Here is a 16,811-nt window from a genome sequence, read left to right as displayed (position 1 = left end):
CAGTCTGATAACCTGAGTTATAGGCTCTCGATTTTGGCAATGAAATCTCTGTAAAGTGTGTAAGTTTAACTAAAATTCTCTGAATTTACTAAGGGAGTTGACGACAATGGAATTAATTATTCTTGGTTTGACAGTGGCTTATGTAGTTGGGGCTTGGAAGTTTTGGACTGGGTTTAATAAAACTCATTTTACACAAAATTTACCCAATCGCATTGGTTTTACTTTATTATGGCCAGCTTTGTTTATTGCTAATCCATCCTATCGACGTAATTTTAGAAGGGCGCTAAAAGGGTAATTCGTAATTCGTAAACAAGGGAACAGGGAACAGGGAACAGGGAACAGGGAACAGGTGCAAAATAAATTCTTTCTCCTGACTCCTGACTCCTGACTCCTCCTGTAATTATGATTGATTAAAAAGCCTGAATCCACTCTTTGATAGAGTATTCTGTCCATATGCCATTTTGCCAATAAGGATCAGCTTCAACCAATTGACGAACAGTGTTTTCGTCTTCCGCTTCGTAAATACCAAAAACTTGAGTCACATCTTTAGTTGGTCCAATAGTAATCAACACACCTGATTCTTTTTGTTTTCCTAATCCTTCTAAGTGTGCTTGACGATAGGGTTCACGTTTGCTTAAAACGTCTTCGCAGTAGCTTCCCCACATTACATATTTGGCCATGATTTTATTACTCCTGTGTTAAGGTGAAGGTCATGATTCAAAAGCACTTTTATCATATAAGTATGATATAATAAAATGCAACAATTAATCACAATCAATAGAGTATTTCCGTAGTATTTCAGGAGAAAACCATCATGTCTTTAACCGTGAAAGAACTAGAAGAAATACAGATAGCATATCCAGACTATCGCATGGAATTAGTTGATGGAAGTATCATTATTATGAGTCCTTCGGGTTATGAACCAGAAGAGGTAGGTACTGAGTTTGCAGCTTTGTTAAGAAACTGGGTTAGACCTCGTAAACTAGGCCGTGTAGTGGGTTCTAGCGCGGGGTTTAAGTTACCAAATTCTGATTTACGTGCGCCCGATGTTTCTTTTGTTCGTGCTGAGAGATTGAAAATATCAACAGAAGATTATGCAGAATTAGTTCCTGATTTGGTAGTGGAAGTAAAATCTAAAACCGATTCTATAGATAAACTGAGAAACAAGATTCAAGAATTTATTAAATTAGGTTCACAAGTAGGAATTTTAATTAATCCTAAAACTAGAACGTTAGAAGTTTCTCGTCATGGTGAAACAGTGATTTTAAAAGATGGTGAGATTTTAACAATTCCTGATTTATTACCTGATTTTGAGGTGGTAATTTCGGAAATTTGGCCTCCTGTTTTTGAGTAGTTTTGATAATGGCAATTAGCAATTAGTAAATAGAAAACTATTACCAATTACCAATTACCCATTACCAATTACCTAAGAATTAACTTCTCAGACTCACGCCGAATTTTTCCACCAAAGCAGTACGCACTTTATCATGAACTGGTTCAACTTCATTATCGGTGAGAGTGCGATCGCTGACTCGATAAATTAAGCGAAAAGCTAAACTCCGCTGTCCTGCGGGGACATTTTCACCTCTGTACTCATCAAACACTTCCACCGAGTCTAATAAACCTTTACCAGCTTTAGTAATCACTTTTTCAATTTCCGAAACTGTCACCTTCACAGGTGCGAAAAATGCTAAATCTCTATCACTAGCTGGATAGGTAGAATAGGATTTAAACTTGGGAACTAGTAAATCATCATTATCCAACGCATTCAATAGCGTATCCAAACTCAATTGGAACACAAAAACCGCATCTGGTAAACTTTTTTCCCGTCGCAGTTGGGGGTGAACTTGTCCAAAAGTTCCCAACCTATTACCCCTTACCCATAAAGAAGCGGTACGTCCTGGATGTAAACGTGAATCTCGATTTTCTGGTTGAAATTCTACCTCTAAACCAAATTGTTGAAAGACACTTTCTAAAATGCCCTTAGCTTCAAACCACGTCATCTGCTGTTCACGTCCACCCCGTGACCATTTACCAAGGGTAGCATCACCACCCATAATACCAGCCAGCATCTCAGCTTCTTGCAAACCCTCTTCTTCTTGCCAGAAAATGCGCCCGATTTCAAAACCATTTAGCGCCCCATTTCCCTGTTCTAAATTGTATTGAAAAGCATCAATCAATCCAGAAATTAAATCAGTTCGCAACGCTGAATATTCTGCAAATAAAGGGTTAGCAAGAACAATCTGTTTATCCTCCCCTGGCTTTACCAAAGAATAGTGCATTAATTCTGTTAAACCTTCAGCCCGCAAATATGCCCGTAACTTCCGCAGCAATTCTTGATCTAAAGATAGATAACCAGGTTCTGTTTTTTCTGGTAAAGTATCAACGAAATTATCATAACCATAAAGACGGGCGATTTCTTCAATTAAATCAATTTCCCGTTCTAAATCGCGGTAACGATAAGGTGGTACTGTCACCTTCCAAGTGCGGTCATTATTATCAGTTAATTCACATCCCAAAGCAGTCAAAATTCTTTCTACATCTTCAGCTTCCAGTTCTCCTGTTTCTACTCCCAAATCAATGGGTCCTAGCACTTCATTAATTCTATCTAACCGCAGCACAATAGAATGAGACCAGTTAGCAGGATCAGGACGAGTATCAGCAATTTCTTGTTGGACAATTACACCATCTGCTAATTCAGTGATTAACGATAAAGCGCGGTTACAAGCTATTTCTAATTCTGCGCGATTTACTCCTCGTTCATATCTACCCGAAGCCTCACTTCTTAAGCCCACACTGCGGGAAGAACGACGAATAGCCACAGATTCAAATAAAGCTGCTTCTAAAACTAAGCTTTGTGTACCTTCATGAACTTCAGTTTCTTCACCACCCATTACTCCTGCTAAAGCCACAGCTTTATTATTAGCAGTAATTAATAAATTCTGGGTTGACAAAGTGCGGGTTTGTCCATCTAAAGTTTTCAGAGTTTCTCCAGCTTCAGCAAAGCGCACACCAATGGTTAAATTTTCACTACCAGCTACAGATTTTAATCTTTCCTGATCAAAAGCGTGCAGAGGTTGTCCCCTTTCTAACAATACATAATTAGTGATATCCACCACATTATTAATTGGTCTTACCCCAGCAGAACGCAAACGCTGTTGTAACCACTCAGGAGAAGGGGCAATTTTTATCTGTTCAACAACAGTACCAATGTAAGCAGGACAAGCTTTGGTTTCCGAAATTTTTAAAGTTAGGTTTCCTGCACTCTTGTTAATTGTCACTGCTTCCGGTTGGGGAATAGACAACTTTCCACCAGTCAAAGCAGCAACTTCCCTCGCGATACCCACCATCGATAAAGCATCAGCACGGTTAGCAGTTGCAGTGACATCTAAGATGACATCATCTAAACCCAACAAGGGACGTACATCACTACCCAAGGAGAGATTTTCTGGGGTGAAAATATGAATCCCATCTACATCAGTCGGTAAACCCAGTTCTTTTAAAGAACAGATCATCCCGTTAGATGGTACACCTCTGAGTTTTGCCGGTTTAATTTTTAAGTCGATGTTGGGTAGGTAAGTACCTGTGGTTGCGACTGGTACATAAATATCTGCGCGAACATTGGCCGCACCACAGACAATATTTAAAGTCTCAGATGCACCAATATCTACTGTACAGACACTCAGTTTATCTGCGTTGGGGTGCGGTTGACGTTCCAGCACTTTACCTATGACAACGCCATCTGCCCAAGTACGGCGATCTTCTATATCTTCGACTTCAAACCCTGCCATTGTCAAGGTTTCAGCTAGTTCTTCTGGAGTCAGTTTTATCTCTACTAGTTCCCGCAGCCAATTTAAAGAAATACGCATGGAGTGTGCTTGTGTTCAGATTTGTCTTTTGCTTTAATTTTATAATTTTATATGGTAGGTGAAAATTAGTGGGTTTTATCTCACGCAGAGACGCAAAGAGAAGGAGAAAACTCCGAAATTTTCCAACAACTGTATCAACTATAACTTTATTCTCTATATCTTTGTTGTTTGTAGTCATAATTATCTTCATATTCAATTATACCAAATAGTTCTATAATTAATCTCCTGCTGTTTTCGCCGTTGTATATACTGTTTTAAAGCTTCTGCAATTACAGCACTTTGATCACTATAACCACTCAGTTCCAGTGCTTCTTTGATTAAGTTTTCGTCTATTTATAAATTTAAATTTGTCATCATATTGTATATTTCTCTAATATTTCAATTACCAAACTATTGCCATATTTAAAATAAATCCTGGTAAAATATCTTCTCCTGATAATTCTGACGGTGAGGTTAATATTTCTATCGGTTTACCTAAACGATAAATTTCTACTTGTCGCCTTTTCGGATTAATTAACCAACCTAATTTTACACCGTTATCTATATATTCTTGCATTTTCTTTTGGGTTTCTTGCAAGCTATCTGTAGGTGACATTAATTCTAAAACAAAATCAGGCGCAATCGGAGGAAATTTTGTTTTTTCTTCTATTGTTAAACTATCCCATCTTTCTTTTTTTATCCAAGCTACATCAGGAGAACGATTTGCACCATTAGGCAATTTAAAGCAGGTGGAAGAATCAAAACAAACTCCTAGTTTATTTTGGCGGTTCCAAATTACAAAATCAGCGTTAATTTCTGAGTTGCTTTTTCCAGTTTCTCCTCCTGTTGGTGACATGATTAATAATTCTCCTTTTGCACTCCTCTCAAATTTGACTTCTGGGTTTTCCCGACATAGTTGATAAAATTGATCGTCGGTAAATCTGACAATAGGGTTTAAATTAATGGTGATAGCTGTCATTGTCAATAGTGGGTGATAGAGTGACTATAATGCAAGTTTCTAGTTAAGGAATTTGTCTGAATCAGGATTTACAGGATTAAAGGATTTACAGGATGAAAACAGGTATTTTTCAGTAATTAACCATGACTAGGATTAACTAGATAATTAGCAAACTAGAGTGAGGAACTAGAGTTAGCTAATTAATATTTATATTTTCCTATCAATCATAAATATTATATCAAATCAGGATCAAAAATTTCATATATTTTACCAGCTTCCTAGTTACTTATCTTGTAAATCCTTTAATCCTGGACATCCTGATTCAGACAAATTAAATCCTGAAAATCATCATTCATCAATTAACCTAATTAAATCATCTACTCTAGCGTCTAATTCCTGTTGATAAACTAAACCTTCTATCCATTTATTATCAATTCCTTGATAACCAAATTTTGCCCCTAACAATGCACCAGCGACAGCAGCATTTGTATCTGCATCTCCCCCTTCTTGAATAATGGCAAGAATACCTTCTGCAAAGTTTTCAGCATGAAGTAAAGCCCAAAAACCAGCCCCCAAGGTTTTTAATGTATAGCTTAACCTATAACTTTCGTTAGCATTCAAACCTTCATCTAAGTCTAAATCATCTAATGAATCTGCTTTTGCTTTGTGAAAGGATTCTTCTATCTCTGGATGGAATGATTTGACATCATTCGCTATTTCATCAACCAATAAATTCACATCTTCTACACCTTGTATCAGGTGACTAATTGCTAAAGAAACAGCAACACAGGAAGCAACACAACGAGGATCTGCATGGGTTATTTTACATACATTTTCAGCGTTATTACGAACTTTATCCGCGTCAAAATATTCCCATATTCCTAATACTGAAGTCCGCATTACTCCCCCGTTAGCTGCTGTTTCCCGATTTTTAGACCGCCAATATTCTTCAGCTACACGATGAGGATCTCGCAAAAATTCTGGATGATGAACCATTTTGTAAACTGTACCACCAATACCAAAACCATCAATAATAGCCCAATCTTGAAAACGAGTAGCAATATCTTGAATATTAACTTGTTTTTGTGCTAATAAACTATCAAGAATACAAAGCATTTGGTCAGTATCATCAGTCCAGTCTCCAGGTTTCCATCTCCAATCATCAACTTGTTCAAATTTGTTAGTAATTCTCGAAAAATATCTGATTTGTGAGTAGTTTGTTAATCCATGAGGATATGTAAATATTACTTCAGAACGAGCTAAAAACTCAGTTCCAAAACCTAGTGCATCTCCAACGGCTTGACCAAATAAAACTCCACGAATTCTATCAGCAAATATGGCATCCATATTAATTCTAAATTACGCCCTACCACTACCGATAAAATACAACAGTGCCATCCTCACAGCAACACCACTAGTTACTTGATCTTGAATTAAGCTAAATTCAGGATCATCCATTAAATCAGAGCTAATTTCTACACCCCGATTTACTGGTCCTGGATGCAAAACTTTAACATTAGGTTTACAGAGTTTTAACTTATTTCTAGTAATCCCAAATAATTGATGATATTCCCTTAAACTCGGTAATAAATGTGCTGTCATCCGTTCTTTTTGTAAACGCAATGTCATCACAAAATCTGCGTTTTCTAAGGCTGGTTCTAGCTGCCAATGAGTAAATAAACGTTTTGATTTCAAGTTTTCTGAGTCTGTTGCACCTAAATATTCAGCAAAGAATTTCGGTAATAATGTGGGAGGTGCTGCTAAATGAACCTCTGCACCACTAGCGGTTAAACTCCAAATATTAGAACGGGCAACACGAGAGTGTAAAATATCTCCAACAATGGCGATTTTTTTACCTTCTAATAATTCAATTCTGGGTTGTGCAGGGTCAATTAAACTACAAATTGTAAATAAATCAAGTAATCCTTGGGATGGATGTTCATGTTGTCCATCACCAGCATTTAAGACGCTGACTTTTACACCTAAACGATCCATTTCTTGAGCGATCGCTTGCGGTACTCCTGCTTCTTTATGACGGATCACCATAATATCCGTACCCATCGCTAAATAGGTTTTAGCAGTATCTAAAATCGTCTCTCCTTTAGTCATGGAAGAAGTAGCCGCAGCAAAATTGAGCGTATCTGCACTTAACCTTTTAGCAGCAATTTCAAAACTACTACGGGTGCGGGTAGAAGGTTCAAAAAATAAATTTGCCACCACCTGTCCCTGTAAAGTGGGTACTTTCTTTGTTCTGCGTGATAGCACCTCTTGAAACGAAGCCGCAGTTTGCAAAACCGCGTTATATTCAGCGGTTGTGAAGTCAGCTAGGGAAAGAATGTGATGACGATTCCAAGTAGTAGTAGGCATAAATAGTTCTGAGTTGAGGTTGTATGACACTCTACAGCGTGTAAATTTGTATATGCAGTAGCAATGATAACACCTGTGTCTATCACTTTTCTTGTGCCATCTGATTCAGATTAACTAAATTTTAATTGCACCAACAGAAGTTGCTGGTGCTAAGTTCAATCTTTTGAATACTAGGGTTTCAGCACGTTAGCAGGAAATTGCCCTTGCACATTACCAGCGGGAGCATACTGGCAGACCACATAGAAGGCGTTATACTTAGTTCCATTAATGGTTTTAACGCCCTGTGCCGCACCACAACCTAATTGGGTACTGCTCTTCCAGACTACCTGGGTAAAATGCCCAGTTTGGCTGGAAAACCCTGGATTTGAATAGTTGTAGGCTGAAACTTCATCGTACCACTTCTTCACTGCTGTGTTGGACAGGGTGGTTGAGTCTACTGAGGATGCTGTAGTATATGAAACATACAAATTTTCTCCAGCATTATTGCGTTGGCTGGGGGTACTGTGTTCAAACACTCCATTGGTTGCTAAGTATTGGGCCCAAGTTTGAGCGGTGTTATCAAGAGAATTACTTGTAGTCAGAGCAGGGCTACGATGTATGGAGCGATAACCGTTATGCTTAGAGAGAGAAGCACTACGCAGACTTGTTAGGTTAATCCCTGTCTGCGCTAGAGCGGGGTTACTACTGATAGACTCTAATGGAATTATCCCAGCGAATTGAGAGGGAGCTATTCCCATTAGGATGAGAGTTAAAGCTGTACCAGTTGTCAGTGTTAGAGTTGCAAATAATTTACTCATGTGTTTGTGTGTCATCCTACTAGAAGAAATTTTTGACCAAGACCGAGTTTATTTGTGATAAGTCCCAAAAATAATTTGACTGGGTAATTGCCAGCCTAAAAATTAACTTTGCAATTGCTAGAATGCCCAGATTTAACTGTCCGTATTTCACGATTGTAAATTAAATACTTTCAAAGCAATAGAAATCATGCTGAGGAAGGTTAAAAAGCCAATAGTATCCAGTAACGTTGTTACTAAGGGACCACTCATCAAGGCAGGATCTAACTTGAGTCGTTGTAATCCCATTGGTAGCAAAGTTCCCAAGCTAACAGCAACCATTGTATTCGTTGCCATAACTGCTCCCGCAACCAAAGCCACCCATCTTTCGTGAGGTTTAGCCCAAATTAGAGAAAGTAACATCATGGTTATACATAAAGCCAGGGCTGTACCTAAACCAGCTAAAAGTTCTTTGCGGAGAATTTTGGCAGTGTCTTTGGGTGTGACTTCCCCTACACCCAAACCGCGAATTGTCACGGTTAAAGCTTGAATACCTACAGTCCCACCTGTGTTAGAAAATATCGGCATAATTACAGCGAGGACTGGTACAGCAGCAATTACTTGTTGAAAGGGAGCGATCGCACTAGCAGCACCTATATACAATCCCATAATACCCAATAACCAAGGCAACCGTTTGCGAATGGTAACATGGGGAGGAGACAAAGCTTCTTCGTCACCACTCACCCCCGCCAATTTTTGGATATCTTCTGTGGCTTCTTCTTCTAAAATATCAATGACATCATCAATAGTAATAATGCCTACTAATCTATCTTCCCTGTCAACTACAGGCATAGCAATTAAATCGTAACGCTGCATAATGCGAGCAACTTCTTCCTGTAGGGTTTCAGTTCTCACTTTAACGACATGACTGCTGGCAATATCTTTAATTAAGACATCTGGAAAAGTAAATAATAATTGACGCAAGGACACAACACTAACCAAAGTGCGATTATCATCGGTAACATAAGCGTAGTAAATTGTTTCTTTATCTTCATCTTGCAAGCGAATTTTAGTTAAGGCTTCACCCACAGTCAAACCTTGACGCAGCCGCACATATTCAGTTGTCATTACCCGGCCAGCAGTCCCTTCTGGATAGCCAAGAATTGTTGCGGTTGCTTGTCTTTGTTCAGGACTGAGTTGTTGTAATAACCGTTTGACTACTCCTGCTGGTAGTTCATCAAACAAGTATGCCCTTTCATCAGGACTCATTTCTTCTACAAGATGTACTACTTGGGCATCATGTAAAGAATTTATCAGTTCTTCTTGTACTTCTGTGGGTAAATATTCAAAGGCATCTATGGCTTGAGATTTGTTAAGTAAACGAAATGCGATCGCCCTTTGTTTTTCTGGTAAGAGTGATATATATTCCCCTACATCCACGGGTTGTAGATTATTTAAATCACATTTCAACTGGTTTAAGTCAGCAAGATCCAATGAATTGCGAACTTCCTGTGTGAGCATAATAAATTCCTCCTAATGCCTCCCCCTCGCTGGGAGACTATTTCGCCAGCTTAGGGGAGGATAATACTGCCATCTGGTGGACTTTTGTCCATAAAATCTCAAGAACTCAATATCGATATTTAATCAAGACATCGTTAGCTTATCATCCTAACCCGGAATGAGTTCAATAGCTAACGCCAGGTTGTTCTGTCTCATGCCCAGCAATAAGGTGTCCTATTGGTAGTATTGTACACTGGTATGTATCTAGTTGCCTTGATTTTTCTTTGATGTCGAAATTTTACTACTGTTAGAACCTGTGTCAAGTCTATCAACCTACTTACTGAGAAACTTTACAAAATCAAAATATTTCCATTACAACAAGTTGTTTTTCTTATTACTGGGAGTTTATTGGTAAAAATATGGGAATATGAATACAAAAGCTAAAAAAGTTAGTTATTAAACAAATTTTTTGTGCTACTAAATGCTGTCAATGCTTTTATTTGGATTTTTTAGAAAGGTATATCATCAATATCAGATGTGTCACCCGATTGTATATTCATTAAAATTTTTCCAAAATAAATCAGAAAATCTTTTAATACTGCTCTAGAATTTATAACCATTTGCCAGGTATAGTTAAAGTTAAATTCCTTATTCTCATTAATATTTAGGTAACTTTCACTGTCACTCAGATCAGATTTATTAAATCCCTCAAGACATTTTTTAGTTGTTTCCTGTGTTGTGTTATCGTAATACTCTGGATTTTCTTGGTCATTTAAATAAACATCACCTATGGTTTTACCTTCAATTTCTAATATATTCCAATATTTAGGTTTAAGTGAATGTAAAAATAAATTTTCTTTGCCTGGAATTACTAAGAAAATTCCGGCTATTTCTGTATTCCAATTACTATCGCCTAGATCTACCCAATATTTCAAATTTAGTAAATGTGGTTCTAAAATATTTTTATTAATAGAAACACTTAAGCCCAAGTTGGAAGAATATTCAAGAAATAGTTGATAGCGTTTATCTGCAATTATATTTATTTTCGGTTTATAACCAACAAAATCCAATGCTCTTTTCATCTTAAATATTTCATCAAATCCGATCTCTTCCAGTATACTGATAGCAAAAGATATCAACTCTTCTTCAAGTTCTGGAACTAATTCCTCATCTGATGGAACTAATGGAATTAGACCTTTATTGGTTATATTTTCTAACTGCTTGATATTCTCATCTGTAGAGACAGAAAAATCATTACTTACCCACTCAGGTTTATGCTGTAGAAATAAATCCTTTAATTTATCTCTTTGAGGTTGATCTCCTGGGAATTCACTTTTAATACCAAACTTTTCATATATATTAGAAACTGTTTTGCTGATAGTTCCTTTAGCACTTTTCCGTGACTTAGCAATCTCACCATTAGGAAGCCCTTTCAGCACTAAACACAACACCTCAAATTCCACAGGTGCTTTTTTGAACTTTTCTAGAATTTCCTCAAACTGCTGCTTATTCATAGGTTTGATAACCTCATTTACCCCAATCTGCGTATTCCGCGTATTCTGCGTACTGTGATTTAGTTTAAGGGTAAATTTCCTCAAAATGCTTCCTATTCATAGGTTTTAGAATACTGCATTGAGTCAAACTTGCTTATTGTGCGTATTTTGCGTACTCAAATTCTATTTAAGGGTGTCTATTGACCTGCGTATATGCGTAATGAGCATGATATGTAGAGTAGCGTTTGAGTAAACCCATGAAAGATCATTTGAGCTTTGTTCAATTAGCAATACCAGGGATGGAAAAATTTATTGCTGAAAATCCAACAAGCACAGAAACCACTCCAACCACTCTCAAAGCCGTTGAAAATATATCGATTCTGAGTCAAGAAAATCAAAACACATTCCACCAATTAGAAATTCCAGGAATGGAAGAATTTTTAGCTAAACCAAATGCACAGTCAAAACCAAAAGATTTAAGCAAGTATAGCAACTCAATCACAACAGATGAGCGCAAATTTAAAGATTGTGCTGCTTAAAGAAAATGCAACTTCTTAACCCACGCAGGTGGGTTTTTTCTGTTTAGATAACTCCAAAAAATCTCCTGCCTTCTGCCTCCTGCCTCCTGCCTCCTGCCTCCTGTATACTCCCACACAATACCCCAAACACCACACCCCCCACGCTTCAAACCTCTGGTAAACTGTCAAATACCTGTTTAACTAACTGCTTGGTCTTATTTTCCAAATGTTGCCAATCGACTTGCCCCGACTCATCCAATAAATTAGTATCAATATCTACTCCTGTATTCTCAGGACTGTAATCTAAAAAACACACTTGATAACACAGATCCCACAAATCCACATTCACTTGCTGCTCTTGACGTTGCAAGCGCAGATGGTATCCTGGATGGGGCATAGGCAAAAGGGCAAGATTTTCGCGAATATCTTCCACCTGTTCCGGTGTGGCAGTTTCCATATCTTGCAACAACTGTGTCACTATAGCTTTGGTTTCATCAGTTGTACCAGGTGGCCAAATCAGTACATCGTGATAAGTTCCTTTCCAAGCGGATGTATCCAGATGCTTGCGAAGATTATCAACAACACGAATAAAAGCCGGTTGCATGAGGAGTTCAGCTTGCTGCCATGTAGTAGAGTTTGTTATCTTAGGGGGCATTGTTGGTTAACAGAAATACTAAACAAAAAGTAACAATTTGTTGTTTTTATTAAAAAACTGCATTTTTAGTCTAAATCTTTTCTCAAGATAGCGGATTTCCTAGAAGAAAATTTGGAGATATTGACTACCGTTTGCAAAATTAGGTGTTAAAACTGGGGAGGGAACATGATAGGCAAACTACTAGACCATCGATACCAAGTCATACGCATTTTGGCAACGGGAGGATTTGGTCAAACCTATATTGCCGAAGATACCAGGCGGCCTGGTAATCCCATCTGCGTTGTCAAACACCTCAAACCTGTCAGCACTGACCAAAAAATCTTTGAAACTGCTAAACGTCTATTCAACAGCGAAGCCGAAACTTTGGAAAAGTTGGGTAACCATGACCAAATACCCCGACTACTCGCTTATTTTGACGAAAATCAAGAATTTTTCTTAGTCCAAGAATACATTGACGGACATACGCTGAGTCAAGAACTGATTCCCGGCCAACCTTGGAGTCAAAACCAAGTCGTGCAACTGTTGTTAGAAGTTCTAGGGATTTTAGAATTTGTCCATCAAGAAGGAGTAATTCACCGCGATATCAAGCCAGATAATATTATCCGTCGCGCTGCTGATTATAAATTAGTTTTGGTAGATTTTGGGGCTGTTAAACAATTGAGATCGCCCTTAGTGTCAGTTGGCGCACAACTCACCGCTACAGTAGCTATTGGCACACCAGGCTATATGCCTACAGAACAAGGACAAGGTAAACCTCGTCCTAATAGTGATATTTATTCTCTTGGTATCATCGCTATTCAAGCATTAACAGGAGTACCAGCTAACCAATTACAAGAAGATCCCAATACAGGTGAAATCCTTTGGCAGCATTTTCTGCCTGTAAATTACCGCTTGGCAGAAATCTTAACCAAGATGGTGCGTTATCACTTCAAAGACCGCTACCAAACAGCCACGGAAGCACTGCAAGCCTGTAGAGAGTTGATGAATATGACCTCTACATCTTCAATATCTTCTGAGTCTCCAAGACAAATTAGCTACCAAACCCCCAAACGACCATCTTCTATCGCATCTCAGGTCTTTTCACAGCCTACTGTCGCTGTTTCACCTGCTAATCATGTTGTTCCTAAACCTGTTCATCACGAAAGAGTTCATCAGGATTCTAGCAAACCTGATCCATTACCCTTGATAATTGGCTTATTATTAGCTGGTGGTGCAGCAGCTTTGGTAACAAATCTATATCCAAATGTGAAAAATGTAGCTGCTAATTGGACAGGCAAAAATAGCACATCATCAAAAAACTGCTTGGCTGTAGTTGCAGCTAATTCTAATATTCGTTCTGAACCGAGTGCGATTAATTCGGATAATATTCTCAAAACTCTTGGCGATGCTAGTGATTTTGATGTTACTGGTAAGCGAACAAAACGCGGTTGGATAGAACTTAAACTCAAATCTGGGCGTTTGGCTTGGGCGCATTCGGATGTCATTATCAATAATGAACAATGGGTTTCTTGTTTACGGGATCAAGGAGTTTCTATTCAAACCGTAGACGATACTCCCTTAATCGCATCTCGACCTCTTCCCAAACCACAACCAAAACCAACTGCTGTTGCTACTCCTAGTCCAGAAATATCTGATCAATCAACTTCTGAAGCTGAAAAATCCCCATCTAGTGAGGATAAGCAGAAAATTGTCGAAAAAGCCAGACAGAAGTTTGAATCAGGAGATTTAAACGGTGCGATCGCTCAACTTAAAACAATTCCTACAAATGCTGCTTCAGGTATCAAAGAAACGGTTGAGATCATGAATCAATGGCAGCAAGACTGGGCTAAAGCTGAAGCACTAGCTAATGAGATTAATAAAGCTATTGATAATGGTCAATGGGATAAAGTTTTAGCTTATCGAGATAATCCAGAAAATTTACCCAATATTAAATATTGGCAAGATAAATTACAACCAATGTTTACACAAGCAGCAGAAAATGTTGCTAAACAAGCTCTTCCTAAAGAAGACAACAAAACTCATAAAAATACACCAACCACTTCCGAAACGCCCAGTGATACAGACAAGCCTGTAAATAGTTTGTAAATTCATGGTAATGGAAATCACCTTCTTCCCATTACCAATTCTCCGCCTGATCAAAAGCATTTAAGTCGAATCGAGTATTAATATAGTTCGTCGTATTGAGCCGTTTCCACTCGTCTGGTTTCTGGGCTGGAGGATGGTAAAAATTCAGCCCGTCGGACTGTAGCTAAAGGTGGTGTTGGTCCGTGGTAGGGGTGAATTACCTGTACAGTGCGGCTAGGACGTTGTTTGGGAGAAAATAAAGATAAAACTCCAGCGACAACAACACCGCCACCAATAGTCAAAGTCGCACCACCTACAGCCCAAACTATGGGTGAAGACCACCAGCGATTTTGTTCAGCTGGCAGTGCAGCTACTTTTTGTTGATTTTGTTGTTGGGCTAACTGCCACTGTTGTTGAGTGAAATTTTGAACTTGACCTTGAAGCTGTTGATTTTGCAACCGAAGTTGTTCGTTGTCGCTTTTGAGCTTCTCCATTGTCATGTTCAGCTTTTCCATTTCCAGCCGCTGGTCGGAATTAGGCGCTACTGGTTGTTGATATGGATATACTGGTTGCCCATAGTTAGGAGGGTATTGCATTGATGGATGCATCACCTGGGGCGCTACAACCGAACCTGGCATTTGTGGAGCAACAGCGAAGTTAGGTTGTTGTACGGGGGTATTGGTTCCTTTTAGCAAGAGGAGAGCCGCCAGCCCAGCTACAGCAACTCCGCCGATAAATGCCATACTTTCACTCATCGCTTTTACCCCTCAACTACGTCGGCAGTGTAACTTGATTTTAACTGACTCACTCTCACACTCATAATTTATCGCCTGCTTCAATTCACATAAAACTCAAACTATAAGCAAATGTATCAGGTAGTTTTTTTTTCAGCCTGGTATGTGCTGTTAATATTCAAGACTATATCAGTCAAATTGTCCACCAAGGTATGATAAAAAAACTACGCTGTTATCTTTTTTAATCTAATTTTCCCAAATCATCAAGAGGGAGTTGTGATTGTTGTCTTGAGAGTTTGGCAAAATTGAGCGATCGCATCAAGTCCTGATTCTGGTGTCCCTTCTGCCAAACGCTTAACGATAGCACTACCCACAATTGCTGCATCTGCACCCCATTCCCGCACTTGACGCGCTTGCTCAGAGTCGGAAATTCCAAAACCTACGCCGATGGGTTTATCTGTCACTCTACGAATTTGTGTGAGTAAATCTGAAACTCGGCTTTCCATTTGCGATCGCATTCCCGTCACACCGGTCACACTCACCAAATAGATAAATCCTTGAGAAGCACGAGCGATCGCTTCAATCCTCTGGGCCGAACTTGTAGGAGCTACCAATAGAGTTAAATCAATGCCCACCTCACCTGCTGGTTTTAATAGCCCTGCGGCCTCTTCCAAAGGCAAATCAGGAACTACCAAACCTGCTACACCAGCAGTCTTAATTTGCTCAAGAAACTTATCAACTCCCCGGTGCAGAATTGGGTTGTAGTAAGTAAATAAAATAATTGGCGCTTGCAAACTGGGAGTAGTAGCTTGCAACATCTCCAACACCTGATCCAAAGTAGTACCCCTTGCCAAAGCACGGGTAGCTGCTGCTTGAATAACGGGTCCATCTGCCAAAGGGTCAGAATAGGGAACACCCAACTCAATAATATCGGCTCCAGAGCGATCCAGAACTTGCAACGCCTTAGCTGTCGTTTCTAAATCAGGATCACCAGCAGTAATAAACGGAATCAGAGCGCACTCGTGATTCCGTCTTAAAGTTTCAAAACAACGAGAAATTGCAGTCATTAGTCAGGGAATAGGGAATAGGGAACAGGGAATAGGGAACAGAGAACATATTTATTTTTATTCGCCCCATCGCCCCATCTTCCCATCTTCCCATTTTCCCTGTCACCTGTCACCTGTCACCTGTCACCTAATTCCCTGATTCAATCTCAGCTTGAATTTTCGCTAATTCTTCAGGAGTTAGTTCATCTAGTCGCTGTTGCAGGAAAGTCTTTTCATACTCTTCCCGTTGTTGATGGTAGGTCATTTTTTTACTCCCCGCACGGAAAAGATATGTAGCCAACCAACCTATCAAACCAACAACCAGCACAGCTTGGCTCCAAATTCCCGCATTTTGACCATCTAAACCGACCAGCTGCAATCCTACATAAGCCAGTCCACCAATCAAAAAAACGCCTAAAGTAATACCGATTGCATCAATGCGTCGCATGAGAGTTATGACCTACCAAATCTAATTAAACAATTTGTCTGCGCCGGGGTCGAAAATTCGCAATTGGGGAGAGCAGCAACAAACCCGGAAAGAAGAAGAACACCAAAAAGTACATAAACCCACGCTCTACAGAACTAGCTGAATACCAGCGTAGCTTTAGATAAAGCATCACAGCCATTGGTACTACCAGAAGATAAGCTCCGGCTAAAATCAAATACAGTAGTGCTACAACCATAATTTTTGTCGGATTTGAGAAGACTATATTGGTGCATCTGTTTTCCATAATAGGCTCAACCCGTCAACTAAGGAAAGTATCAGAGATTGGGGATTGGGATATGGTTAACTAACGGTTTTAGCGGGGGCGGAAAAAAATTTGCAAAATACTTGGCAAAAATTTAAAAACCAGC

The 16,811-nt window shown here is 39.1% G+C and carries 18 protein-coding genes; 4 read left to right on the top strand and 14 right to left on the bottom strand.

Features of this window, described 5'->3' with window-relative positions:
• Positions 1 to 106: 106 nt before the first annotated feature.
• Positions 107 to 295 carry a hypothetical protein gene (locus H6G06_RS02890; RefSeq protein ID WP_190556869.1) on the top strand — a complete coding sequence of 63 codons (189 nt, stop codon included), beginning with the start codon at positions 107 to 109 and terminating at the stop codon, positions 293 to 295.
• Between the two features lie 115 nt (positions 296 to 410).
• Here the strand turns inward: H6G06_RS02890 and H6G06_RS02885 are convergent, their stop codons facing one another.
• On the bottom strand, positions 411 to 680 hold the full coding sequence (locus H6G06_RS02885) for a YciI family protein (protein WP_190556868.1): 270 nt from the start codon (positions 678 to 680) through the stop codon (positions 411 to 413).
• 134 nt (positions 681 to 814) lie between these two features.
• Between H6G06_RS02885 and H6G06_RS02880 the strand changes: the two genes are divergently transcribed.
• The gene (locus tag H6G06_RS02880) at positions 815 to 1,354 is read left to right on the top strand and encodes a Uma2 family endonuclease (protein ID WP_190556866.1); all 540 of its coding nucleotides are present in this window, start codon (positions 815 to 817) and stop codon (positions 1,352 to 1,354) included.
• A gap of 79 nt (positions 1,355 to 1,433) precedes the next feature.
• Here the strand turns inward: H6G06_RS02880 and pheT are convergent, their stop codons facing one another.
• The 8 genes from pheT to H6G06_RS02840 form a co-directional block, all read right to left on the bottom strand.
• Positions 1,434 to 3,869: a phenylalanine--tRNA ligase subunit beta gene (pheT, locus tag H6G06_RS02875; RefSeq protein ID WP_190556864.1), complete on the bottom strand. Its 2,436-nt coding sequence runs from the start codon at positions 3,867 to 3,869 to the stop codon at positions 1,434 to 1,436.
• A 192-nt stretch (positions 3,870 to 4,061) separates the two neighbouring features.
• Positions 4,062 to 4,169 carry a type II toxin-antitoxin system VapB family antitoxin gene (locus tag H6G06_RS27200; RefSeq protein ID WP_242039587.1) on the bottom strand — a complete coding sequence of 36 codons (108 nt, stop codon included), beginning with the start codon at positions 4,167 to 4,169 and terminating at the stop codon, positions 4,062 to 4,064.
• 82 nt (positions 4,170 to 4,251) lie between these two features.
• On the bottom strand, positions 4,252 to 4,827 hold the full coding sequence (locus H6G06_RS02865; protein WP_190556862.1) for a Uma2 family endonuclease: 576 nt from the start codon (positions 4,825 to 4,827) through the stop codon (positions 4,252 to 4,254).
• Between the two features lie 327 nt (positions 4,828 to 5,154).
• The gene (locus tag H6G06_RS02860) at positions 5,155 to 6,153 is read right to left on the bottom strand and encodes an ADP-ribosylglycohydrolase family protein (protein ID WP_190556860.1); all 999 of its coding nucleotides are present in this window, start codon (positions 6,151 to 6,153) and stop codon (positions 5,155 to 5,157) included.
• A 12-nt stretch (positions 6,154 to 6,165) separates the two neighbouring features.
• Entirely contained in the window at positions 6,166 to 7,173 is a 1,008-nt protein-coding gene (locus H6G06_RS02855) for an aspartate carbamoyltransferase catalytic subunit (protein ID WP_190556858.1), read from the bottom strand.
• Between the two features lie 170 nt (positions 7,174 to 7,343).
• On the bottom strand, positions 7,344 to 7,970 hold the full coding sequence (locus H6G06_RS02850; protein ID WP_190556856.1) for a CAP family protein: 627 nt from the start codon (positions 7,968 to 7,970) through the stop codon (positions 7,344 to 7,346).
• A gap of 147 nt (positions 7,971 to 8,117) precedes the next feature.
• Entirely contained in the window at positions 8,118 to 9,467 is a 1,350-nt protein-coding gene (gene mgtE, locus H6G06_RS02845) for a magnesium transporter (RefSeq protein WP_190556854.1), read from the bottom strand.
• Positions 9,468 to 9,955: 488 nt separating this feature from the next.
• Positions 9,956 to 10,960, bottom strand: coding sequence for a LuxR C-terminal-related transcriptional regulator (locus tag H6G06_RS02840; protein ID WP_190556851.1), 1,005 nt, complete (start codon positions 10,958 to 10,960; stop codon positions 9,956 to 9,958).
• 236 nt (positions 10,961 to 11,196) lie between these two features.
• Between H6G06_RS02840 and H6G06_RS02835 the strand changes: the two genes are divergently transcribed.
• Positions 11,197 to 11,478 (top strand): hypothetical protein, encoded by a 282-nt coding sequence (locus H6G06_RS02835; RefSeq protein WP_190556849.1) that lies wholly within the window; start codon positions 11,197 to 11,199, stop codon positions 11,476 to 11,478.
• A 145-nt stretch (positions 11,479 to 11,623) separates the two neighbouring features.
• Here the strand turns inward: H6G06_RS02835 and H6G06_RS02830 are convergent, their stop codons facing one another.
• Positions 11,624 to 12,112 carry a hypothetical protein gene (locus H6G06_RS02830; RefSeq protein WP_190556847.1) on the bottom strand — a complete coding sequence of 163 codons (489 nt, stop codon included), beginning with the start codon at positions 12,110 to 12,112 and terminating at the stop codon, positions 11,624 to 11,626.
• 165 nt (positions 12,113 to 12,277) lie between these two features.
• Between H6G06_RS02830 and H6G06_RS02825 the strand changes: the two genes are divergently transcribed.
• Positions 12,278 to 14,197, top strand: a complete 1,920-nt coding sequence (locus H6G06_RS02825; RefSeq protein WP_190556845.1) for a protein kinase domain-containing protein — start codon at positions 12,278 to 12,280, stop codon at positions 14,195 to 14,197.
• Between the two features lie 77 nt (positions 14,198 to 14,274).
• On the opposite strand, the gene H6G06_RS02820 is transcribed toward H6G06_RS02825, so the two are convergent.
• From H6G06_RS02820 to ndhL, 4 genes are all read right to left on the bottom strand, one after another.
• A complete protein-coding gene (locus H6G06_RS02820) occupies positions 14,275 to 14,931 on the bottom strand; it encodes a heterocyst differentiation related protein (protein WP_190556843.1) in 657 nt (218 codons plus the stop codon).
• 242 nt (positions 14,932 to 15,173) lie between these two features.
• Entirely contained in the window at positions 15,174 to 15,977 is an 804-nt protein-coding gene (gene trpA / locus H6G06_RS02815) for a tryptophan synthase subunit alpha (protein ID WP_190556841.1), read from the bottom strand.
• 127 nt (positions 15,978 to 16,104) lie between these two features.
• Positions 16,105 to 16,404 (bottom strand): DUF3007 family protein, encoded by a 300-nt coding sequence (locus tag H6G06_RS02810; RefSeq protein ID WP_190556839.1) that lies wholly within the window; start codon positions 16,402 to 16,404, stop codon positions 16,105 to 16,107.
• A gap of 25 nt (positions 16,405 to 16,429) precedes the next feature.
• Positions 16,430 to 16,639, bottom strand: a complete 210-nt coding sequence (gene ndhL / locus H6G06_RS02805; RefSeq protein WP_190556837.1) for an NAD(P)H-quinone oxidoreductase subunit L — start codon at positions 16,637 to 16,639, stop codon at positions 16,430 to 16,432.
• Between the last annotated feature and the right edge of the window lie 172 nt (positions 16,640 to 16,811).

The organism is Anabaena sphaerica FACHB-251 (assembly GCF_014696825.1).
Classification (GTDB): Bacteria; Cyanobacteriota; Cyanobacteriia; order Cyanobacteriales; family Nostocaceae; genus RDYJ01.
This window is presented reverse-complemented; position numbering and strand designations above follow the sequence as displayed.